16 protein-coding genes are annotated in these 23,325 nt (G+C 46.7%); 14 read left to right on the plus strand and 2 right to left on the minus strand.

The features are described 5' to 3' along the window. Nucleotides 1-277: 277 nt before the first annotated feature. The 4 genes from speE to argS all read left to right on the plus strand — a co-directional run bounded on the left by speE (nucleotide 278) and on the right by argS (nucleotide 4,427). Nucleotides 278-1,105, plus strand: a complete 828-nt coding sequence (speE, locus tag BQ5321_RS03540; protein ID WP_071393248.1) for a spermidine synthase — start codon at nucleotides 278-280, stop codon at nucleotides 1,103-1,105. Between the two features lie 82 nt (nucleotides 1,106-1,187). Beyond that, nucleotides 1,188-2,060, plus strand: coding sequence for an agmatinase (gene speB, locus BQ5321_RS03545; RefSeq protein WP_071393249.1), 873 nt, complete (start codon nucleotides 1,188-1,190; stop codon nucleotides 2,058-2,060). 251 nt (nucleotides 2,061-2,311) lie between these two features. Then, entirely contained in the window at nucleotides 2,312-2,785 is a 474-nt protein-coding gene (locus BQ5321_RS03550) for a YwiB family protein (protein WP_071393250.1), read from the plus strand. Next, a complete protein-coding gene (gene argS, locus BQ5321_RS03555; RefSeq protein ID WP_071393251.1) occupies nucleotides 2,757-4,427 on the plus strand; it encodes an arginine--tRNA ligase in 1,671 nt (556 codons plus the stop codon). The genes BQ5321_RS03550 and argS overlap by 29 nt, the downstream gene beginning before the upstream one ends. 1,240 nt (nucleotides 4,428-5,667) lie before the next feature. On the opposite strand, the gene uvsE is transcribed toward argS, so the two are convergent. Next, complete coding sequence (gene uvsE, locus BQ5321_RS03560) at nucleotides 5,668-6,624, minus strand: UV DNA damage repair endonuclease UvsE (RefSeq protein ID WP_071393252.1); 957 nt, start codon at nucleotides 6,622-6,624, stop codon at nucleotides 5,668-5,670. Between the two features lie 164 nt (nucleotides 6,625-6,788). Next, nucleotides 6,789-7,991, minus strand: a complete 1,203-nt coding sequence (gene cls / locus BQ5321_RS03565; protein ID WP_071393253.1) for a cardiolipin synthase — start codon at nucleotides 7,989-7,991, stop codon at nucleotides 6,789-6,791. A gap of 176 nt (nucleotides 7,992-8,167) precedes the next feature. Here cls and BQ5321_RS03570 point away from each other — a divergent pair, with 176 nt between their 5' ends. The 10 genes from BQ5321_RS03570 (at nucleotide 8,168) to BQ5321_RS03615 (ending at nucleotide 23,311) form a co-directional block, all read left to right on the plus strand. Then, nucleotides 8,168-10,267: a (Fe-S)-binding protein gene (locus BQ5321_RS03570; protein ID WP_071393254.1), complete on the plus strand. Its 2,100-nt coding sequence runs from the start codon at nucleotides 8,168-8,170 to the stop codon at nucleotides 10,265-10,267. A gap of 420 nt (nucleotides 10,268-10,687) precedes the next feature. Then, on the plus strand, nucleotides 10,688-11,878 hold the full coding sequence (locus tag BQ5321_RS03575) for an acetyl-CoA C-acetyltransferase (RefSeq protein WP_071393255.1): 1,191 nt from the start codon (nucleotides 10,688-10,690) through the stop codon (nucleotides 11,876-11,878). A gap of 131 nt (nucleotides 11,879-12,009) precedes the next feature. Further along, nucleotides 12,010-12,861, plus strand: coding sequence for a 3-hydroxybutyryl-CoA dehydrogenase (locus BQ5321_RS03580; RefSeq protein ID WP_071393256.1), 852 nt, complete (start codon nucleotides 12,010-12,012; stop codon nucleotides 12,859-12,861). Between the two features lie 479 nt (nucleotides 12,862-13,340). Continuing rightward, the gene (locus BQ5321_RS03585; protein ID WP_071393257.1) at nucleotides 13,341-14,450 is read left to right on the plus strand and encodes an acyl-CoA dehydrogenase family protein; all 1,110 of its coding nucleotides are present in this window, start codon (nucleotides 13,341-13,343) and stop codon (nucleotides 14,448-14,450) included. A gap of 105 nt (nucleotides 14,451-14,555) precedes the next feature. After that, nucleotides 14,556-15,689, plus strand: a complete 1,134-nt coding sequence (locus BQ5321_RS03590; protein WP_071393258.1) for an acyl-CoA dehydrogenase — start codon at nucleotides 14,556-14,558, stop codon at nucleotides 15,687-15,689. A gap of 287 nt (nucleotides 15,690-15,976) precedes the next feature. Next, the gene (locus BQ5321_RS03595) at nucleotides 15,977-16,657 is read left to right on the plus strand and encodes a TetR/AcrR family transcriptional regulator (protein WP_071393259.1); all 681 of its coding nucleotides are present in this window, start codon (nucleotides 15,977-15,979) and stop codon (nucleotides 16,655-16,657) included. Next, nucleotides 16,641-20,036 (plus strand): methylmalonyl-CoA mutase family protein, encoded by a 3,396-nt coding sequence (locus BQ5321_RS24580; RefSeq protein WP_071396759.1) that lies wholly within the window; start codon nucleotides 16,641-16,643, stop codon nucleotides 20,034-20,036. Before BQ5321_RS03595 ends, BQ5321_RS24580 begins: the two co-directional genes overlap by 17 nt. Nucleotides 20,037-20,319: 283 nt before the next feature. Beyond that, nucleotides 20,320-20,532: a hypothetical protein gene (locus BQ5321_RS03605; RefSeq protein WP_071393260.1), complete on the plus strand. Its 213-nt coding sequence runs from the start codon at nucleotides 20,320-20,322 to the stop codon at nucleotides 20,530-20,532. A gap of 232 nt (nucleotides 20,533-20,764) precedes the next feature. Next, a complete protein-coding gene (gene rpoE / locus BQ5321_RS03610; protein WP_071393261.1) occupies nucleotides 20,765-21,355 on the plus strand; it encodes a DNA-directed RNA polymerase subunit delta in 591 nt (196 codons plus the stop codon). 348 nt (nucleotides 21,356-21,703) lie between these two features. Continuing rightward, the gene (locus BQ5321_RS03615; RefSeq protein ID WP_071393262.1) at nucleotides 21,704-23,311 is read left to right on the plus strand and encodes a CTP synthase; all 1,608 of its coding nucleotides are present in this window, start codon (nucleotides 21,704-21,706) and stop codon (nucleotides 23,309-23,311) included. Nucleotides 23,312-23,325: the final 14 nt, after the last annotated feature.

Here is a 23,325-nt window from a genome sequence, read left to right on the forward strand (position 1 = left end):
TCCTAAATCTGAAATGATGGATCGCTTAGCGCTTGCTCAGGAGTCTAGCTCAGTGTCTCATTTTATCTAGTATCAGTATTGAAAATTAAGTGGAATTTTAAACATTTCTTGGGTAACTATGTAAATTTTTCTTTTTATTTAGGTTAGGATGCACTATAATTTTTTTGTTTGCAATTTATCTGTATGGGTAACATAAGGAAGATAGATTAATGTAGAGTTAATTGGTTTCTACAGGTGCCAGGCACTTGTTTTCAATCCAGATGAAGGGATGAATACAATGGGAATTTGGTTTACTGAGAAGCAGACAGAGAACTTTGGTATTACAATGAAAATCAAGCGTACCTTACATACAGAGCAAACGGAGTTTCAAAAGCTGGATATGGTGGAAACGGAAGAATGGGGAAACATGCTCCTGCTCGATGACATGGTGATGACCTCTGTCCGAGATGAATTTGTCTACCATGAGATGGTGGCACATATTCCGCTTTTCACTCATCCAAACCCTGAGAATGTGTTGGTCGTGGGTGGTGGTGACGGCGGAGTGATTCGTGAGGTGTTAAAGCATCCTAGTGTGAAAAAGGCGACGCTCGTGGATATTGACGGCAAGGTGATTGAGTATTCGAAGAAATATTTGCCTGAAATTGCCGGTATGCTTGAGGATGAACGTGTCGAGGTCAAGGTAGGCGACGGCTTCATGCATATTGCCGAAAGCGACCATGACTATGATGTGATTATGGTCGATTCGACGGAGCCGGTCGGACCAGCGGTGAATCTTTTTACAAAAGGCTTTTATGCCGGAATTGCTAAGGCGCTGAAAGAGGACGGCATTTTTGTTGCACAGTCAGACAACCCTTGGTTTAAGAGTGATTTAATCCGCAGCGTGCAAAAGGATGTAAAAGAAATTTTTCCAATTACAAGGCTTTACACGGCGAATATCCCAACATATCCAAGCGGAATGTGGGCCTTTACACTCGGCTCAAAGAAATACGATCCGCTCGAGGTGAGCGACGATCGGTTTCATGAAATGGAGACGAAGTATTATACAAAGGAATTACATAAAGCAGCGTTTGTGCTGCCTAAGTTTGTGCAAGATTTGGTAGAGTAATTTTATAGGAATAAGTAATGTCATTTTATAGGAAAAAACACTGCTAGGTCAAAGCGGTGCATAGAATAGAGGGGGAATTACGATGCGTTTTGATGAAGCCTATTCAGGTAATGTGTTTATTAAAAGTCATCCAAGCTATGAGGAAAGTCAGGTCGTGATTTATGGGATGCCGATGGACTGGACGGTTAGCTATCGTCCGGGGTCCCGCTTCGGCCCGGCGCGTATTCGTGAGGTGTCGATTGGGATTGAGGAATACAGCCCGTATTTGGACAAGGATTTAGCAGATTTGAAATATTTTGATGCCGGCGATATGCCGCTGCCGTTCGGGAATGCGCAAAAGAGCCTCGATTTGATTGAGGAGTATGTCGACAGTCTGCTTGCAGATGATAAATTTCCGCTTGGAATGGGCGGCGAGCATTTAGTATCATGGCCGGTGATTAAAGCGATGTATAAGAAGTATCCGGACCTTGCGATTATCCATATGGATGCCCATACCGATTTGCGTGAGAATTATGAGGGTGAACCGTTATCCCATTCGACCCCGATTCGAAAGGCCTGCAACCTCATTGGTCCGACAAATGTTTACTCCTTTGGCATTCGTTCCGGTATGAAGGAAGAATTTGAGTGGGCGAAGGAAGTTGGGATGCATATTTCGAAGTTTGATGTGCACAAGCCGCTTCAGGAGGTTCTGCCGAAGCTTGCTGGGCGCCCTGTCTATGTCACGATTGACATTGATGTCTTGGATCCGGCGCATGCACCGGGTACTGGTACGGTGGATGCGGGCGGTATTACGTCAAGAGAGCTGCTGGCTTCGATTCATGAGATCGCCCATTCTGACGTGAAAGTTGTGGGCGCGGACCTAGTCGAGGTTGCTCCGATATATGATCACTCTGAGCAAACCGTGAATACGGCAAGCAAGCTATTACGTGAAATGCTGCTAGGGTTTGTGAAATAAGTGGATGTAGACCAGAGACCGAGCTGTCTCTGGTTTTTTATACGATTGGCGGTGGCTGACACCGCAAATGGACACGTGGCTTTGTAGTTCTTTTAAGACAGACAACTATTAGGAATCTGAAAATTGGGAACAATAAGGATGTAGCAGGGCTTTTTTTCATGAACTTGAAACAAATTTTAAAAAAATTTATAATTAGTAGGTTATGCAAATAGTGTTATACAGGTAATGCAAGGAAAAGAGGTGCACGCTCGGTGTCCAGCTATCCAACGGAGCAGATGGCTGTTAAAATAACAGTGAATACGACGATAACGAACGGCTCGGAAAAGGAAACGTATGAGCTTATTACATTTGGACAATACATTCAAAAGACGAGCTCTGTCTTTCTGCGCTACGATGAATTGATGGAAGAGGGTTCCGCGAAAACGGTTGTCAAGGTAACCGGTCAGGAGGAAGGTTCGATACTCAGGAACGGTGCTGTTGACATGCGTCTTCCCTTTCAAGCGAATCAAACCCTTGTTGGCAGCTACAAAACGCCGTACGGGGTCCTTGACATGGAAACCTCCAAAACCAGGATTAGCCATGAATATGATGATGTGTTAAAAAAAGGCCTTATTAATATAATGTATGATTTAAAGATGCAGGGAAACGATGCAGGTACATATCACGTAAGTATTACGTTTGAGGAGGATGAAAAAGATGAACATAGTGGAGCAGGTAAAAAGTAAACTAAGGCAGGAAGTTGCTGCCGCTGTTGTGAAGGCAGGCTTGGCTAGTGAAGAGCAGCTGCCAGGTGTGATTTTAGAAATCCCGAAGGATAAAATAAACGGTGATTATTCAACCAATATGGCGATGCAGCTGGCAAGAGTAGCAAAAAAGGCGCCGAAAATGATTGCCGAAGAGCTGGTGGCTCATTTTGACAAATCAAAGGCATCGATTGAAAAAATTGAAATCGCCGGCCCTGGCTTTATTAATTTTTACATGAATAACAGCTATTTAACCGATTTAATTCCAGCCATTATCGATGCGGGTGAAAAGTATGGTGAAACCACTGTTGGAGGTAATGAGAAAGTTCAGGTAGAGTTTGTGTCCGCGAACCCGACAGGTGATTTGCATTTAGGACATGCCCGCGGTGCTGCGGTAGGAGATTCGCTTTGCAATATTTTAGCTAAAGCAGGCTATGACGTATCACGTGAATATTATATCAATGATGCGGGAAATCAGATTAATAATCTGGCATTGTCAGTGGATGCCCGCTATCACCAAGCACTTGGCATGGACAAACCAATGCCTGAGGACGGCTACCATGGCGAGGATATTATCGGTATTGGGAAAAAGCTGGCTGAGGAATTCGGCGATAAGTTTGTCGCGATGCCTGAAGAGGAGCGCTTCCAGCAATTCCGTGAATATGGTTTAAAATATGAAATGGCGAAGCTGAAGCAGGATTTAGAGGATTTCCGTGTTGGATTTGATGTGTGGTACTCAGAAACCTCCCTTTATCAAAACGGCAAAATTGATGATGCCCTGCAAAAGCTGAGAGATAATGGCTATATTTTCGAACAGGACGGTGCGACTTGGCTGCGTTCGACTGACTTTGGCGACGATAAGGACCGTGTATTAATCAAGCAGGACGGCTCTTACACCTATCTGCTGCCGGATATTGCCTACCATAGAGACAAGCTTGAGCGCGGCTATGAAAAGCTGATCAATATTTGGGGTGCCGACCACCACGGCTATATCCCTCGTATGAAAGCGGCGATTCAGGCGTTAGGCTATGGTGCGGATACGCTTGAAGTGGAAATTATTCAGCTTGTTCATTTATATAAAAATGGCGAGAAAATGAAGATGAGTAAGCGAACAGGGAAGGCAGTTACGATGAGGGATCTTGTCGAAGAGGTTGGCCTTGATGCTACTCGTTACTTCTTTGCGATGAGAAGTGCGGATACCCATATGGACTTTGACCTGGATTTGGCGGTTTCCCAGTCCAATGAAAACCCGGTTTATTATGCCCAATACGCGCATGCTCGGATTAGTAGCATCCTGCGCTCTGCGGAGGAAATGAATCTTGCCTATGGTACGAATGCTGATTTCTCTTATATTTCTTCGGAAAAAGAAATCGATCTGTTGAAAAAGCTAGGAGAATTCCCTGAAGCAGTTGGGGAAGCGGCAATAAAGCGCACGCCGCATCGCATCACAAACTATATCTTTGAGCTGGCGTCTACCTTCCACAGCTTCTACAATGCGGAAAAAGTATTGGATACCGAGGAAGTGGAGAAGACGAAAGCACGCTTATCGTTAATTAAATCGGTACAGATTACGCTGAAAAATGCGTTACAGTTGATTGGGGTTTCCGCTCCAGAAAAGATGTAATAGGAAAAAATGGCTTCCCGAGGGTGGGGAGCCTTTTTTGTTGGAGTCAAAAGGCCAAAAACGTGAGTGAGGAGAGGAGAAGTGTCCAATAGGCGCGGTCAAAAGGTCAAAAATGAGAGCTTGGAGTCGGGATGTGTCCGATAGAAGGGTTCAAAAGACCAAAGGGGCAAGGTAACCAGTCTGAAGTGTCCGATAGAAGGGTTCAAAAGACCAAAGGGGCAAGGTAACCAGTCTGAAGTGTCCGATAGAAGGGCTCAAAAGACCAAAGGGGAAAGGTATCAAGCCTGAAGTGTCCGATAGAAGGGCTCAAAAGACCAAAGGGGAAAGGTATCAAGCCCTGAAGTGTCCGATAGAAGGGTTCAAAAGACCAAAGGAGGAAGGTATCAAGCCCTGAAGTGTCCGATAGAAGGGCTCAAAAGACCAAAGGGGCAAGGTAACCAGTCTGAAGTGTCCGATAGAAGGGCTCAAAAGACCAAAGGGGCAAGGTATCAAGCCAGAAGTGTCCGATAGAAGGGCTCAAAAGACCAAAGGAGGAAGGAACCAAGCCAAAAGTGTCCGATAGAAGGGTTCAAAAGACCAAAGGGGCAAGGTAACCAGTCTGAAGTGTCCGATAGAAGCGCTCAAAAGACCAAAGGGGAAAGGTATCAAGCCAAAAGTGTCTGATAGAAGGGCTCAAAAGACCAAAGGAGGAAGGAACCAAGCCTGAAGTGTCCGATAGAAGGGTTCAAAAGACCAAAGGAGGAAGGTATCAAGCCAAAAGTGTCCGATAGAAGGGCTCAAAAGACCAAAGGGGAAAGGTAACCAGTCTGAAGTGTCCGATAGAAGGGTTCAAAAGACCAAAGGGGCAAGGTACCAAGCCTGAAGTGTCCGATAGAAGGGTTCAAAAGACCAAAGGAGGAAGGTATCAAGCCAAAAGTGTCCGATAGAAGGGCTCAAAAGACCAAAGGGGAAAGGTAACCAGTCTGAAGTGTCCGATAGAAGGGCTCAAAAGACCAAAGGGGCAAGGTACCAAGCCAAAAGTGTCCGATAGAAGGGCTCAAAAGACCAAAGGGGCAAGGTACCAAGCCAAAAGTGTCCGATAGAAGGGTTCAAAAGACCAAAGGGGAAAGGTATCAAGCCTGAAGTGTCCGATAGAAGGGCTCAAAAGACCAAAGGGGCAAGGTAACCAAGCCTGAAGTGTCCGATAGAAGCAACCAAAAGACCAAAAAAGGTATTTAAAGAGGGTCTTCAAATACCTTTTCTATTTCCATTCCACCGCACCGCCGCTGATCCGTTTGACACCGCGGATTTTACTGATATCCTCAACAAGCTTGAGCATGGCTAAATCCTTTTGTTTCGCTTCAATCATAAAATCGACATCCTGCTTCATGGAATGGAGAATCTCCAGTAAAGGCTGGAGAAATTCAATATCGACATAATCGGCATGGGAACGAAAGGCAGATGCTGATTTGGGCGAGGAGATGTGGAGCTTCGGAATCAGGCCACGCTTTTCCCAGGTCGCAAAAACCTTTGGCAGCAGTTGCTCAAGCGGGGCATCACCGAGGTTTGCCATATGGTGATGATAATCAAAAATATTTGCCACTCCTTCGAGCTCGCACATCCGCAGTGTTTCATCAGTTGTATAGGTTTTATCGTCATTTTCCAGTGTCATAATCTCTTTAATATGTGGTGGGAGACTTTTTAAATTAACCTGGAACCGTTCAAGGGATTCCTCTTTATTGCCATAGGCCCCGCCAATATGAATGTTAATCAGACTTTCTTTTTCCACTCCCATCGCCTCCAGCATCCGATAATGGTATTCCATATCGGTGACGGCATTCCTTGTTACGTCCTTTCGGGGGGAGGTAAAGAGCGTAAATTGGTTAGGGTGGAAGCTGACCCGCAGGTGGTGCCGCTTCACGAGCTCGCCAATCCGACGCCACTCCTCGCGAAACGGAGTGACAAAGTCCCAGCGCACCTCCGGATGGGTGGCAAGCGGAACAATCGAGCTCGAGAAACGGTACAGCTCAATTTCGTGGCCAATATTATAATGAAGCATCCTTTCCGTGTTGACCAGATTTGTGGCGGTAACGGTTAACAGCTTTTCCATCCGTTCACTGGCGGGCAGCTGCGAAAAGCGAGTATAGGTGACGGTTTTGGAGGGCGATGCATCCCAAAGGCTCATCGATTGGGATACATAGCCAAAGCGAATCTTCATAGCGTTTGACTCCTTTTAACAGGTAATATGGTAGAGAGTCTTTTCTACGGTTTCATCCAATCGGCAAGGCTGAACAGGGGAAACGGGGCAGTTTCTGTCCCAGTCTATTCGGACAAGGGACCTGTCCCTTTGTCCCGGGCTATGGGCCCCATCCCCCTGTCCCGCTACAAAAACAGTGAGATTGAGCGGGCGAGCATTTCTTTGCAGAATGTCCAGGGGTTGAGCATGGATATATCCTTTTTGGAAATCAGCTTGGCTTCAGCCTGGTCCTGCTTCAACACACCGCGGATGCTTTCAACATAGCTTGGGTCGTACGTATAGCAATTCATTTCATGGTTTAAAAAAAAGCTCCGCTTATCGAAGTTAGCGGTTCCGACGTCACAGACCCGGTCGTCAATGATGAGTATTTTAGAATGATAAAAGCCATTTTGATATTGGTAGATGGACGCTCCCAAATCCAATAATGGACGAAAATAACGGTAGGAGGCTTCTTTTACAAGCAGATGGTCCGGCGTGGAAGGGACCAGGATTTCAAGTTTGACGCCTCTTTTTAAGGCAGCCTGCAAATCTTGAAGAAGTCTCTTGCCTGGAATAAAATAGGGCGTCCCAATCATAATGCAGTCCTTTGCACTGTTAATCAGCTCGGAAAAGGTATGCTCCAGATAAAAGCCCTCAGAAGGAATAATCCGGTGGCGGTATTTCCCTTTTTCTAAATCGGGAAAATACAGCTTATTCTGAGTTAAGCGCACCATGGCGGCCTCCTCCCAGTCCCTTAAAAACATGACCTGTAAATCCTGTACCCCCTCGCCGACAATTTTAAGATGGTAGTCACGCCATGGGCTGAGCTTCGAGTCAAGATTAATATATTCCTTACCAATATTAAAGCCACCCAGATAGCCGATTTTACCATCAATGACGGTAATTTTCCGATGATTACGTATCTGGGAAGAATAAAAGAAAAAGGGAGGCCGCGGTGCCTTACAGAAAATGAGCTGTACCCTCGAGCCCTGCAGCTCTTTTGTTATGCTTCGCTTTGCTTTAAAGCTGCCAACCCAGTCCAGCATAAGGCGGACCTCAACGCCCTCATCTGCCTTTTTTTTAAATAACGACAGAAAATCGGTGGAGATGTGGTCCTTTTTTACAATATAAAATAGAACGTGGATATGCTTTTGGGCTTCCTTCAGCTCCGAAAACAGGTCGGCAAACAGCTCCGGACCTGAGGTGAACAGCCTGATATCACTGTGCCGATCAGGAAAGTGCTGCAGCTTGAGCTTCTCTAAATGTATTTTTCTGCCCAGGGAAAAATCAATGAAGAAATAGAGGACGATTAGATAAAAAATCCCGACAATCATGAAAAATGTATTCATGGTTCATTTCCCCCTTGAGCCTTATGACTATTGTCCTGTTAGTATGCACGGGAATCCATTTTCCTATGTTCACTAGAAAAAGAAATAAAAAAACGTGACTGATTGTTTGTTTGCGACCATATAAATTAAGTACGTGATAATCGGAAAATCATCTTGGTGAAGGGAGCGGTCAAGGAATGAGCGGATGGCTATGGGTCAATCTAATAGCGTTTCTTGCGGTTACGGCATACGCTGTCAGTCTTTTCGTCTACTTAATCAAAACGCGGATGGCTTATATCAAGCTAGGCAGGAGGGTGGAATTCGACCATAACATAAAAGAAAGACTGAAGAAAATCGGCATCCATGTGTTCGGACAGAAGAAGCTGCTAAAGGACAAGAAGAGCGGCATTATGCATGTCCTGTTTTTCTACGGCTTTATCCTCGTTCAATTTGGCGCGATTGATTTTATCATAAAAGGCATTCTGCCTGGTGCACATCTGCCATTTGGTCCACTGTATCCCGTTTTTACTTTTTTTCAGGAGCTCGTCACACTTCTCATTCTCGTCGCGGTGTTGATTGCCTTTTACCGACGATATATTGAAAAGCTCGTTCGTTTAAAACGAAGCTTTAAAGCAGGGCTTGTGTTGCTTTTTATCGGCGGATTAATGCTGTCCGTTCTGCTCGGAAATGGCATGGAATTAGTCTGGCATCAAGAGGAGCCAGGCTGGTCAGAGCCTGTTGCCTCCCTGATTGCCGTCGTTTTCTCGGGCCTAAGTGAGACGGCTGCAGGTGCTATTTTTTACACGGCCTGGTGGGTTCATCTCCTCATTCTACTGACCTTCCTTGTCTATGTCCCGCAGTCGAAGCACGCCCATTTAATCGCCGGACCGGCCAATGTGTATGTGAATCGCCTAGAGAGGCCTGGAAAGCTGAAGCCGATCGACTTTGAGGATGAGAATCAGGAATCCTTCGGGGTTGGAAAAATGGAGGAGTTTACCCAGCATCAGCTGATCGATTTGTATGCCTGTGTAGAATGCGGGCGCTGTACTAATATGTGTCCGGCGACAGGGACGGGGAAGCTCTTGTCACCAATGGATTTGATTGTAAAAATGCGCGATCACCTCACGAATCACGGTGCGGCTGTGACCAGGCTGAAGCCGTGGGTGCCGGCGTTTGCCTTTAACCATACAGTTGGCAACCAATTGGCACAGGTCCCTAGCGGAAAGGGAGAGAGTGTGGATGCTGACATTCAGGCTCCTGCCTATCATCCGAGTTTGATTGGCGAGGTGATTACGGAGGAGGAAATCTGGTCCTGTACAACATGCCGAAACTGTGAGGACCAATGTCCGGTGATGAATGAGCATGTGGAGAAAATCATTGATTTGCGCCGTTATTTAATTTTGACAGAAGGCAGGTTGGATGCCGGTGCTCAGCGTGCGATGACCAATATTGAGCGCCAGGGAAATCCATGGGGGCTGAATCGGAGGGAAAAGGAAGGCTGGCGCAACACAAGGGAGGATGTCCACATTCCAACGGTAAAGGAGCTCGCAAAATTAGGAGATGAGTTCGAGTATCTTTTCTGGGTCGGGTCGATGGGATCGTTCGATAACCGCAGCCAAAGGATTGCATTAGCGTTTGCGAGGCTGTTAAACGAAGCTGGTGTTCAATTTGCCATTCTTGGTAATCAGGAAAAAAATTCTGGCGATACCCCGCGCCGTCTTGGGAATGAGTTTTTATTCCAGGAGCTTGCTGCCCATAATATCGCTGAGTTTGAAAAAGCAGGCGTTGAGAAAATCGTCACGATCGACCCGCATGCCTATCATTCTTTTAAAAATGAATATAAGGATTTCGGCTTGAAGGCAGAGGTTGTTCATCATACCGAGCTACTGGCCCAGCTGGTGAAGGAAGGCCGCTTAACACCGCAGCATGCCGTGAATGAACACATCACCTTTCATGATTCCTGTTATTTAGGCCGCTATAATGAGGTGTTCGATCCGCCGCGTGAAATTTTAAAAGCAATTCCAGGTGTAAGGCTGGTGGAAATGGAGCGAAACCGTGAAACCGGAATGTGCTGTGGGGCCGGCGGCGGGCTGATGTGGATGGAGGAGGAAACCGGCCATCGTATGAACGTTGCTCGTACGGAGCAGGCCTTGGAGGTTAGACCATCCGTGATCAGCTCCGGCTGTCCATACTGCCTAACGATGCTGACCGATGGTACAAAGGCACTGGAGGTAGAGGACAGCGTCAAGACGTATGATGTAGCAGAGCTTTTGGAAAAAGCCGTTTTTGGGGAATAGGTGGAAGTCGCGGTTTATTTAAGGTCAATTATCCATGGGCACATGGGTAATATCCTGATTCACATTTGACGGGGAGGTTTGCTGCCGGGAAGCGACCGGCTGGAAGAAAGGTCGGTTGCAACCATTTGTTATATTTAAGAATATTTAGCAAATTCTTTTTATTCTGTTAATTTTATTGTAAAATAAAAAGGAAACGCTTACATTAATTGAATTTGGTGAAATATTTTTATAAAAGGAAAGAAGTCACTGCGGTATCCAAAAATTGATGTTTCCACTTGCTCCATGACAGGGCTGCTTAGGAATGGTGACATTTGCTTAAGGGCCTAAGGACTTTTTGCTAAAAAGGGATTCTTGGCAACGGTGAGACTAGAGCATAAAGCTGTTGTTTTCCTAGATTGGAAAAAGGGAGTGAGGTTGACGGTGAGTAAAACAGTTATCTTAAGCGGGGTTCGAACGCCAATTGGCAAATTAGGAGGGAGCCTGAGCAGCCTGTCGGCATCCGAGCTTGGTTCAGTGGCGGTAAAGGAAGCGTTAAAAAGAGCAAATGTCGATCCTGCTGTGGTGGATGAAGTGATTCTCGGCCAAGTACTGCAGGGCGGGCAGGGACAGATTCCCTCGCGGCAGGCAGCAAGAAAGGCCGGCTTGCCTTGGGATGTGAAAACCGAAACCATCAATAAGGTGTGTGCCTCCGGAATGCGCTGTGTGACATTGGCTGACCAAATCATTCGTGCCGGTGATGCAAGTGTAATAGTCGCTGGCGGTATGGAGTCAATGAGCCAGGCGCCTTATTTTCTCCAGAATGCCCGGTTTGGGCTGCGGATGGGGGATTCCACCGTGACGGATTTGCTGACACATGATGGTTTAACCTGCAGTTTTACCGGCGTTCCGATGGGAATGTACGGGGACCAAAGTGCAGAGGCCTGGAGTATCAGTCGCAGGGAGCAGGATGAGTGGGCGTTAAGGAGTCACCAGCGCGCATGGGCAGCGATGGAGTCCGGAATCATGGCAGAGGAAATCATTCCCGTGCCAATCCCGCAGCGAAAAGGGGAACCGCTTGTTGTGGCAAAGGATGAAGCGCCAAGACGGGATACCTCCTTGGAAAGGCTGGCAGCGCTGCGACCGGTATTCGATAAAGCTGGGAGTATTACCGCTGGAAATGCCCCAGGAGTGAATGACGGTGGTGCGGCCCTTGTCCTGATGAGCGCTGAGCGGGCGGTAAAGGAGAATCGTCAGCCTGAAGCGGTCATTCTCGGTCATGCGGCTCTAGCGGTCGAGGCGAAGGATTTTCCGGAAACACCGGGACTGGTCATTCAGGAATTGCTCAAGAAAACAGGCAAATCAGCAGCAGAGATTGACTTATTTGAAATCAATGAAGCCTTTGCGGCTGTGTCCTTAATTACGATTAAAATGGCCGGGCTTGATCCGAAACGGGTCAATGTCAACGGCGGTGCCGTGGCTCTCGGTCATCCAATCGGGGCAAGCGGAGCACGGATTATCGTGACGCTCCTGCATGAATTAAAACGTCGTGGCGGCGGAGTTGGAATTGCCGCTATTTGCAGCGGCGGTGGGCAGGGAGACGCCATCATGATTGAGGTGCCAAAGCAAGCCTAAATGTGAAAGGAAGTCTATCTTAGCTAATCAATGTCATTTGCCTAGCCTATAATCTAGCCGGTATGTCACCAAGTGGTGCTATACCGGCTGAAACAGTTTTTTTATAAGGATTTTTTAGCTGGAGGTGTCTGATGAAGCTTGAAAAAATAATGGTCATTGGTGCCGGTCAGATGGGCTCTGGAATTGCTCAGGTGTGTGCCGAGGCAGGCTATGATGTGATTCTCAATGACTTGAACAGCCAATTGACAGAACATGGAAAGAACAGAATCCGTAGCAATCTATTGCGGCAGGTGAGTAAAGGCCGCATGAAGACAGAGGAAATGGAAGCGATTCTTTCCCTCATCAGCCTATCCAACAAGCTCGAGGATGCGGGGGATGTGGACCTTGTGATTGAGGCGGCGGTTGAGAATATTGATACGAAATCGGACATTTTCCGCAGGCTGGATGAGGTTACACCGGAGCATACGATTTTGGCCAGCAATACCTCCTCACTTCCCATCACTGAGCTGGCGGCAGCCACTAATCGTCCGGAAAAGGTCATTGGGATGCATTTTATGAATCCTGTTCCAGTGATGAAGCTGGTTGAAATTATCCGCGGTCTTGCGACGGCTGATGAGGTGTACAGGACGATTGAGAGCCTGACGAAGGCATTGGAAAAGGTCCCGGTCGAGGTGAATGATTTTCCCGGCTTTGTGTCAAACCGGATTCTAATGCCAATGATCAATGAAGCGATTTTTACTTTGCAGGAAGGCGTAGCGACAAAGGAGGCGATTGACGAGGTCATGAGGCTTGGCATGAACCATCCAATGGGACCGCTGACGTTAGCTGATTTTATCGGTCTCGATACTTGCCTTTATATTATGGAAACACTTCATGAAGGCCTTGGCGAGGATAAATATCGTCCATGTCCTCTGCTGCGAAAATATGTAAAAGCCGGCTGGCTTGGCCGGAAAACCGGTCGAGGCTTCTATGAATATAAATAGAAAGTAGGGGTGTGGTGGATTTTTTCCTGGATAGGGAGGTTTTTTATAAAAAAGCGCGTTGGGATTCGATATTCTGACCGAAGTAAGGCGTCGGAGGCTGGTTGTATGCGAGGAGGATGGGGTGAAATCGGACTGATTCGGTAGTTGAAGGTGAAAATTCCCTATTTTTAGCTCATCAATCATCTGGGATGCTTATTTTTCATCAGAAAAACAAGGGAAGAGCATCTATTCTATTGCTTTACCGCTATAAATCATAGTGAACCAGTTGAATGAAACTATACATTTACGACTAGTAAAAATATATCCGCGAATTTGGGACACATATCCGCGGTTTTTGAACACATATCCGCGCGTTTTCGGTGGATATCCGCGCTTTTTAGCCTATTATCCGCGAATTAACAAATACTGCCATTTTTCCAAAGGTAACACCCTTCACTAGAGCGATAATAAGTCAACAAGCACCAGAAAGTGGGGAGCATATGGACCTGGATTTTACAAATCACCAAAAGCAGATGAGGAAACAGGTCATTGATTTTGCTGAAAGGGAGATAAAGCCCTTTATCCCCCGTATGGAGCAGGGCGAGTTCCCGCGGGAGATTCTCCGTAAAATGGGGAGCTTCGGCCTGATGGGGATTCCGGTGCCGCAAAAATACGGCGGTATGGAAAGGGACTTTATTTCTTATATTGTCACGATTCATGAGCTTTCAAAGGTGAGCGCCACGGTTGGGGTCATCCTCTCTGTTCATACCTCGGTCGGGACGAATCCGATTCTCTTGTTTGGCAGTGAGGAGCAGAAGCAGCGCTACGTACCGAAGCTAGCCAGCGGTCAGTACTTAGGCGCCTTTTGCCTGACTGAGGCCAGTGCAGGGTCGGACGCTGCAAACCTTAAAACAAAAGCCATCAGAATGGGCGATGAATATGTCATCAATGGCAGTAAGCTATTTATTACCAATGGCGGGGAGGCTGATATTTATATCGTCTTTGCTGTCACGGACCCTGCAATTGGTAAGAAAGGCATTACCGCTTTTATCGTAGAAAAAAATACTCCTGGATTGATTTTTGGCAAGGATGAACAGAAAATGGGACTTCATGGCTCGAGGACGAGGCAGCTGCACTTTGAAAATATGAAAATACCTGTGGCAAACCGTCTTGGCAACGAAGGTGACGGCTTCCGAATGGCGTTGGCTAATCTCGAATTTGGCCGCATCGGTATTGCAGCCCAGGCCCTTGGCATTGCAGAAGCCGCTTATGAAGCAGCGGTCGCTTTTTCAAAAAGCAAACAACCGTCGCAGGGGATGGCGTTCAGGCTTGCAGATATGGCCGTCAACCTTGACGCAGCCAAGCTGCTGGTTTACCGGGCGGCGGACCGGAAGCAACGGGGGCTCTCCTGTGGAAAAGAGTCCTCAATTGCAAAATTATTTGCTTCCAAAACGGCTGTTTATATGACATCCGAGGCGATTCAGGTCTTAGGCGAAGCTGGCTTCACTGACGAGTATCCGCTTGAACGCTATTTCCGCGATGCGAAAATCACTGAAATTTATGAAGGGACTAGTGAAATCCAGCGAATTGTGATTAGTAAGCACCTGTAATGTAGTGCCTGGAGCGGAAATCAACCACTATGTAGATAACTTGATAACGACAGAGCCGTTGCAAAAAAAGGGCTCTATAGTATATACGAATAAAGGGGTATAAATATGAATTTTTCATTATCAGAGGAGCATGACATGATTCGCAGGATGGTTCGCGATTTTGCGCAGAACGAGGTCGCTCCAAAGGCTGCCGAGCGGGATGAAGAGGAGCGCTTTGACCGCGATATTATTGTCAAGATGGCGGAGCTTGGTTTAATGGGAATTCCGTGGCCGGAGGAATACGGCGGCATTGGCGGTGATTATTTGGCCTATTGCATTGCCGTCGAGGAGCTGGCCAAGGTTTGTGCCTCAACCGCTGTGACCCTATCCGCACATACGTCGCTTGCCTCTTGGCCGTTGTATAGATTTGGCACCGAGGAGCAGAAGCAAAAGTACCTCAAGCCACTGGCCTTAGGGGAAAAGCTCGGTGCTTATGGACTGACTGAGCCTGGAAGTGGCTCTGATGCCGGCGCCATGAAGACGACCGCAAAGCTTGAAGGAGATCATTATGTCCTAAACGGGGCGAAGATTTTTATCACCAACGGCGGGGAAGCCGATATTTATGTGGTGTTTGTTCTAACCGATCCGGCTCTCAAGCAAAAAGGAACCACAGCCTTTATTGTGGAAAAAGGTATGCCGGGGTTTTCGATTGGGAAAAAGGAAAAAAAGCTTGGTATTCGCTCCTCGCCGACAACGGAAATTATTTTTCAGGATTGTCAAATTCCAAAGGAAAATGTACTTGGCAAGGTGGGGGAAGGCTTTACAATCGCCATGAAGACGTTGGATGGCGGGCGGAACGGAATTGCGGCGCAGGCCGTTGGGATTGCCCAGGGGGCCTTGGAGGCGGCGGTTGAATATGCAAAGCAGCGCCATCAATTCGGTAAGCCGATTATGGCTCAGCAGGGAATTGCCTTTAAGCTAGCTGATATGGCGACAAATGTGGAGGCAGCCAGGCTTTTAACCTATCAGGCGGCATGGCGGGAGTCCAAGGGCTTGAGCTATGGAAAGGAGTCGGCGATGTCAAAGCTGTTTGCCGGCGATACAGCCATGAAGGTGACAACGGAGGCCGTGCAGGTTTTTGGCGGCTATGGCTATACAAAGGATTATCCCGTTGAGCGTTTTATGCGCGATGCGAAAATCACGCAGATTTATGAAGGTACGCAGGAAATCCAGCGGTTGGTTATTTCCCGGATGCTATAAAAAAGGAGGTGGGATAAGAGTATTTCGTCAAGGAATTTTGACAGCGTAGTTTAATTGGAAAATTTATAATATTCTGACCAATTTTGTAGTATAATAGAGTAACATAATAAAATGAGATAAATAGAGAGAGAAAAAAGCGCAGTTTTTTTACATGGAAGGAAGAAGGAAGTGAACCAAAAAACTAAAAATAGCTATGTACCAGCTTTCATCCTTGGAGGCATGGCTCATAAATTTTGCTAATTTTTAGACTATTAATTTCTACTAAAGAGACAGGCGGGTAGGTAGCGATGAAAAAACGAGAGGTGCATGCATCGGTAAAAGATGAGCGTCTTATCCAAAAGCGGAGAGACCAAATGATTAATGGAGCGGTTAGGCTTTTTATCGAAAAAGGCTTTCACCGTACTACGACAAGGGAAATTGCTCGGGCAGCAGGCTTCAGTATTGGAACCTTGTATGAATATATCCGGACGAAGGAGGATGTTCTCTATCTGGTCTGCGATCGAATTTATGACCAGGTACGCGAGCGGCTGGAGCAGATACTGAATACAAAGCCACAGACAACGCTAGAGGACCTCAAGCAGGCGATCGCTAACTTTTTCCGAGTGATCGATGAGATGCAGGATGAGGTGCTTGTCATGTATCAGGAGGTGAAGTCGCTGCCGAAGGATGCCCTTCCGTACGTACTGCATAAGGAATTGGAAATGGTGGATGTGTTTAAGCAAATGCTTGAGCGCTGCGTGGATAGTGGCGAAATCAGCATGTCAGAAAGACAAATTAAGCTGCATTCCCATAATATTTATGTGCAGGGACAAATGTGGGCCTTCAGGCGCTGGGAGCTGCGAAAGCTTTATACACTTGAAGAGTATATTGAGCTGCAGATGGAATTTTTAATTGAGAGTGCCAAGGGGGTTAAGGAGCCGGCAAAGGAGTGTATCTACTGTGAAACGAGAAATGTATCGGCCAACTAACGCGATCCGGTTTGTGACGGCGTCAAGTCTGTATGACGGTCATGATGCGTCCATCAATATTATGAGGAGAATCCTCCAGGCAAGCGGGGCTGAGGTCATTCATCTCGGTCATAACCGGTCGGTCGAGGAAATTGTGAATGCAGCGATCCAGGAGGATGTCCAAGGGATCGCTGTTTCTTCCTATCAGGGCGGACATGTGGAGTATTTCAAGTATATGGTCGATCTCCTAAAGGAGCGAAAGGCCTCCCATATTCGAGTTTATGGCGGCGGCGGCGGTGTCATCCTTCCACGGGAGATGAATGAGCTGCATGCCTACGGGGTGGCGCGGATTTTTTCCCCGGAGGATGGTCGGCGTTATGGCCTGCAGGGCATGATTGATCATATGCTGAAGGAATGTGATTTTCCGTTAGAGACGGTAGGAGCTGAGGCGTCTGTCGAGAGGCTTGTGACTGGTGATGTCAACGCGATAGCTAGGCTGATTACGCTGGCGGAAAGCCGTGTCGAGGAAGAGCGACCTGAAGAAAAGGCGTTTTTTGAAAAAATAGCTAGGCTGGCGAAGCAGGCTCCTGTCATTGGGATGACGGGGACTGGCGGAGCGGGAAAAAGTACATTGACCGACGAGCTGATTCGCCGTTTTCTACATGATTTTCTGGAAAAAAAGGTGGCTGTGATTTCGGTTGATCCGACGAAGCAAAAAACAGGTGGTGCGCTTCTTGGTGATAGAATCCGAATGAATGCCATTTTCTCTCCGCATGTGTATATGCGAAGCCTTGCTACACGGAGGTCGGGAAGCGAGCTGTCGGCAGCGGTGGAGGATAGTATTCAGGTGGTGAAGGCGGCCGGCTATGATCTTGTGATTGTCGAGACTAGTGGAATTGGGCAGGGAGATGCGGCGATCAAGGATATTTGCGATGTCGCGCTTTATGTGATGACAAGTGAGTTCGGTGCTCCTTCCCAGCTTGAAAAAATCGATATGATTGATTATGCCGATTTTATTGTGATGAATAAATTTGAGCGTAAGGGCTCTGAGGATGCAAGAACGCAGGTGCAGAAGCAGTATCAGCGCAGTCATATGCTGTTTGAGCAGAGTCTTGAGGAGATGCCGGTGTACGGGACGATTGCGAGCCAGTTTAACGACGCTGGGACAAATGCACTGTGGGCGGCGCTGATTTCCCATCTGAATGAAAAATTGGGTTTGGATTGGCGTACTTCGTTTTCAAAAATAGGAAGGGTTGAGAAGCAGCATGTGATAATCCCCAATGAGCAGCGCTCCTATTTGCGTGAGGTGAAGGCGGCGGTGCGCGGCTACAAGCAGAAGGCGGCGGAGCAGGCTGAGCTGGCACGGAGGCTGTTCCAGCTGGAGGGTGCGATTGCGGCGGTTAAGGAGCTTGGCGGGCAGGAGGGATCGGTTCAGAAGGTTGAGGATTATGGCGGACAGAAAAATTCGGTTCAGAAGGTTGATGAGCTTGGCGGGCAAGAGGGATCGGTTAAGAAGGTTGAAGAATTTAGAGACCAGGAAGGGTCCCAAGGTGTTCAGACATTTAGCCAGCAAGCAGGTGCTGTGGCTGAGCTTGAGCAGATTAAGGAGAGGGTGCTCGAGCGGTTGACGCCGGAATCACGGCGAATTCTCGAAGCTTGGGAGTCTACGAAGGAGCGCTACAGCGGGGAGCAGTTTACGACAAGAATCCGTGATAAGGAAATTGTGACGGTCTTGAAGTCGAGGAGTCTGTCGGGGCTGTTGATCCCAAAAGTGGCGCTCCCGAAATATCGCGATTATGGGGAAATCCTTTCGTGGGTGTATCGTGAGAACGTGCCTGGGAGGTTTCCGTATACGGCAGGGGTGTTTCCGTTTAAACGCGAGGGTGAGGACCCGAAGCGCCAGTTTGCCGGTGAGGGAACACCGGAGCGGACGAATCGGCGCTTTCATTATTTGTCAAAGGATGACTCAGCGAAGCGCTTGAGCACGGCGTTTGATTCGGTGACCCTGTACGGGGAGGACCCTGATGAGCGTCCTGATATTTTTGGCAAAATTGGTGAGAGCGGTGTTAGCGTCTGCACGCTTGATGATATGAAGAAGCTGTATGAAGGCTTTGATTTATGTGACCCGTCGACATCGGTTTCGATGACGATAAACGGACCGGCGCCGATTTTGCTAGCGATGTTTTTGAATACGGCGATTGCCCAGCAGGTGGAAAGGAAGGAAGCGGAGCTGGGGCGGGCTTTGCGTGAGCAGGAAATTTCTTCGGTGAAGGCTGCGGCGCTGCAGACGGTGCGTGGCACGGTGCAGGCCGATATTTTAAAAGAGGACCAGGGGCAGAATACCTGTATTTTCTCGACAGAGTTTGCGCTACGGATGATGGGCGATATTCAGCAATATTTTATTGATCATAAGGTTCGTAATTATTATTCGGTCTCGATTTCCGGCTACCATATTGCTGAGGCAGGAGCGAACCCGATTTCCCAGCTGGCCTTTACCTTGGCGAACGGCTTTACGTATGTCGAGTATTATTTAAGCAGGGGGATGAAGATTGATGACTTTGCGCCGAACTTATCGTTCTTTTTTTCGAACGGTCTGGACCCGGAATATAGTGTGATTGGCCGTGTGGCACGGCGAATTTGGGCGATTGTGATGCGCGATAAATATGGGGCCAACGAACGAAGCCAAAAGCTGAAATATCATATTCAAACATCAGGACGCTCTCTGCATGCTCAGGAAATGGACTTTAATGATATTCGAACGACACTGCAGGCGTTGATGGCTTTGGAGGATAATTGTAATTCGCTCCATACGAATGCCTATGATGAGGCGGTGACGACACCGACGGAGGCATCGGTGCGAAGGGCGATGGCGATACAGATGATTATCACGAAAGAGCTAGGCTTATCGAAAAATGAAAATTCGCTCCAGGGTTCATTTGTGATTGAGGAGCTGACTGAGCTTGTGGAGGAAGCCGTATTGCGTGAGTTTGAACGCTTGGATGACAGAGGCGGGGTGCTTGGTGCCATGGAAACGCAGTATCAGCGCGGACAGATTCAGGAGCAGTCGATGTACTATGAAACATTGAAGTCAACCGGGGCGCTGCCGATTATTGGTGTGAACACGTACTTGAATCCGAAGGCAGAGGCGGAGGAAGAGCTGGACAATATGCAGTTGGCACGGTCGACGCGGGAGGAAAAGGAAACGCAGATTAGAAATTTACGCTTGTTTCAAGAGCGGCATCAGGACGTGGTTGCTGAGGCGCTTGAGCGGCTGAAGGAAACCGCGATAGGCGGGGGAAATATCTTCTGTGAGCTCATGGAAACCGTCAAGGTCGCCAGCCTCGGTCAAATCACCCGTGCCCTCTACGAAGTAGGAGGCCAATACCGGAGAAACATGTAAACAAAAACACCGGGGACAGTCCCCCGGTGGATTACCACGTTAAAGCATTGGGGGACAGACCCCCAATGAGGTAATGCGTTAAAGCGCCGGGGGACTGTCCCCCGGCGCTTTAATGTGACAGCTTATTAACATTTTATGAATTCTTTTGGATTTATAGAGATAATTATGGGGGTTTTTACAACAAATTTACAAAGAAGTGATAGTATGGTCTTATGAGAAATACAATAAATGGGAAGGCTGTTAAAGTCTTCACCATTATTTTCTAGTTCAGGATGTGAAAGGCTTGAAGCGGTTTATTATCATCATTATTAGTTGGGCTGGAGCGTTGACCGTTTCGTATTATCTTTACAAACAACAGCTCGGGGCCATTCCATTCTTTTTGTTTTCTATCTACTTCTTTCTGCTTGGCCGAAGAGAGCTTCGTCAGCGGCCAAATAAAGAAACTGCTGCCAAGAAAAAGCTGCTAAAGGATAAATTACAGATGTCAAAGAAATAGTTGTGAAAAATCTGCTAGAATCATCAGCTAAACCTAGCATAAACACCAATATTTTGTTTATAATGAAGAATATGTATTTTAGCGTAATACAAATGGATTCATTGTTTAAAGGTAGCTTACATAAATGTTCACTAAAAACCAAGAACAGCAGCCGCCCGGTAATTTGTTATCATTGGACGGGCTTTACGTATGGCAGCAGTGAAAGGGATTAGATAGAAAGGAAGTGCGGATCTTGAGTTTAGCTCAGTATTCACAAGAAGAAATTAAGGAAATGTCTTTAATAGAGATTGCGTACGAAATCATGGAAGAAAGAAAAGCAGCTATTTCTTTTAAAGAATTAACGGAAGAAATTGCTAAGGTTGCTGGAATTACTGAAGAGGAACTGAAAAAGCGAATTGCTCAGTTCTATACCGATTTAAATATAGACGGACGCTTCCTAGCGATTGGTGACAATCAATGGGGTCTTCGTGTCTGGTACCCAGTTGACCAGGTAGTAGAAGAAATCGTCAACCCTGTGAAGGCTAAGAAGAAGAAGAAAGCGAAGAAGGTTGTCGAAGACGATTTAGAACTAGATGATTTTGAAGAAGATGTCTTCGATGAGCTTGATGATGATTTATTAGATGATGACGACGATGAGGATTTAGATGATGACTTGGACATCGATGAAGATGATGATGATCTAGATGATGACGACGACCTTGACATAGAGGACGATGATGAGGATTTAGATCTGGATGAAGAAATAGATGAAGACTTCGAATTGGATGAGGAAGAAGAAGAACTAGAAGAAGATGAACTGGAGTTAGATGAAGACCACGATTAATTTTCATATTGACTTTTTGTACTGACACTTGTAGAATACTTTTTGGGCTCCTCAATGAGGAACGGATATTTATTTGTGTGTAGCGCTCCCTTACTTTGCTAAAAAGGTAAGCGGAGCGTTTTTGTTTTTTTCGTGATTTCCCCTATTAATTTCATGTGCCTTCCCTTGTGAAGGTCTACCTGTCCGCGTCAGTAGGGCAGCGTTTTTCCATGCATCCTATGCTGCTTTTCGTAGGTATGTTTTTTTATGTTTAACCAGTGTAACTGGAAATTCATCATATTTCACTTATTTACTGTCTTTAAATAAAAGAGAATTTGTACAAACTGTTATGGAGGGGGAATTTTAATCATGACAAAATATATTTTTGTGACAGGTGGCGTTGTTTCGTCACTGGGAAAGGGAATTACAGCTGCCTCATTAGGCCGATTATTGAAAAACCGTGGAGTTAATGTAACGATTCAAAAATTTGATCCATACATTAACGTGGACCCAGGAACGATGAGTCCATACCAGCATGGTGAAGTGTTTGTAACAGATGATGGTGCCGAAACGGATTTGGACTTAGGGCACTATGAACGTTTTATTGATATTAACCTAAACAAATACAGCAACGTCACGACAGGTAAAGTCTATTCAGCTGTATTGAAAAAAGAGCGCCGCGGTGATTACTTAGGCGGTACGGTTCAGGTTATTCCACATATTACGAACGAAATCAAAGAGCGCTTATTCCGCTCAGGCCGTGAAACAAACGCGGATGTTGTCATTACTGAAATCGGTGGTACGGTTGGAGACATCGAATCACTGCCATTCCTAGAAGCGATCCGTCAGGTGAAAAGTGATGTTGGTGCAGATAACGTCATGTACATTCACTGTACATTAGTGCCCTACATTAAGGCAGCCGGTGAAATGAAAACAAAGCCGACACAGCACAGTGTTAAGGAGCTGCGCAGCCTTGGAATTCAGCCGAATATCATTGTCGTTCGTACCGAAATGCCAATGACACAGGATATGAAGGATAAGATTGCCCTTTTCTGTGATATTGATAAAAAAGCGGTTATCGAATGTGAGGATGCTGATCATCTATTATCGATTCCATTAGCGCTTCAGGAGCAAAATATGGATTCGATTGTCTGCAATCATTTAAAGCTGGAATGCCGTGATGCAGAAATGACAGAATGGACAGCCCTGCTTAACAAGGTACGTAATCTTTCTAAAAAGACAACCATTGGTCTAGTTGGAAAATATGTTGAGCTTCAGGATGCTTATCTATCTGTTGTCGAGGCATTAAAGCACGCTGGTTATGCATTTGATTCCGATATTGAAATCAAATGGATTAATTCCGAAAATATTAATGATGAAAATGCTGCTGAGCTATTAGACGATGTGGATGGAGTTCTTGTACCAGGAGGCTTCGGTGACCGTGGAATTGAAGGAAAAATTTCTGCGATTCGCTATGCTCGTGAACAAAAGCGTCCATTCCTAGGAATTTGCTTAGGCATGCAGCTGGCATCCATCGAGTACGCGCGCAATGTCCTTCGCTTAGAAGGAGCGCATTCATCCGAGATTTATCCGGAAACACCGCATGCGATTATTGACCTGCTTCCAGAGCAAAAGGATATCGAGGATCTTGGTGGTACACTTCGCCTTGGTTTATATCCTTGTAAGCTGGCTGAAGGGACAAAAGCATACGAAGCGTACCAGGATGAGGTGGTATATGAGCGTCACCGCCACCGTTATGAGTTCAACAATCAATACCGTCCACAAATGGAAAAGGCAGGCTTTGTGTTCTCAGGAACAAGCCCTGATGGTCGTCTAGTGGAAATCGTCGAGCTTCAGGACCACCCATGGTTCGTAGCGTCTCAATTCCATCCGGAGTTTATCTCAAGACCAAACCGTCCACAGCCGTTATTCCGTGACTTTATCGGAGCGTCTTTAAAATATAATGAAGAGAAGTAAGCAAAAAGCCTTGT

Source organism: Bacillus tuaregi, from assembly GCF_900104575.1.
GTDB lineage: Bacteria > Bacillota > Bacilli > Bacillales > Cytobacillaceae > Bacillus_BD > Bacillus_BD tuaregi.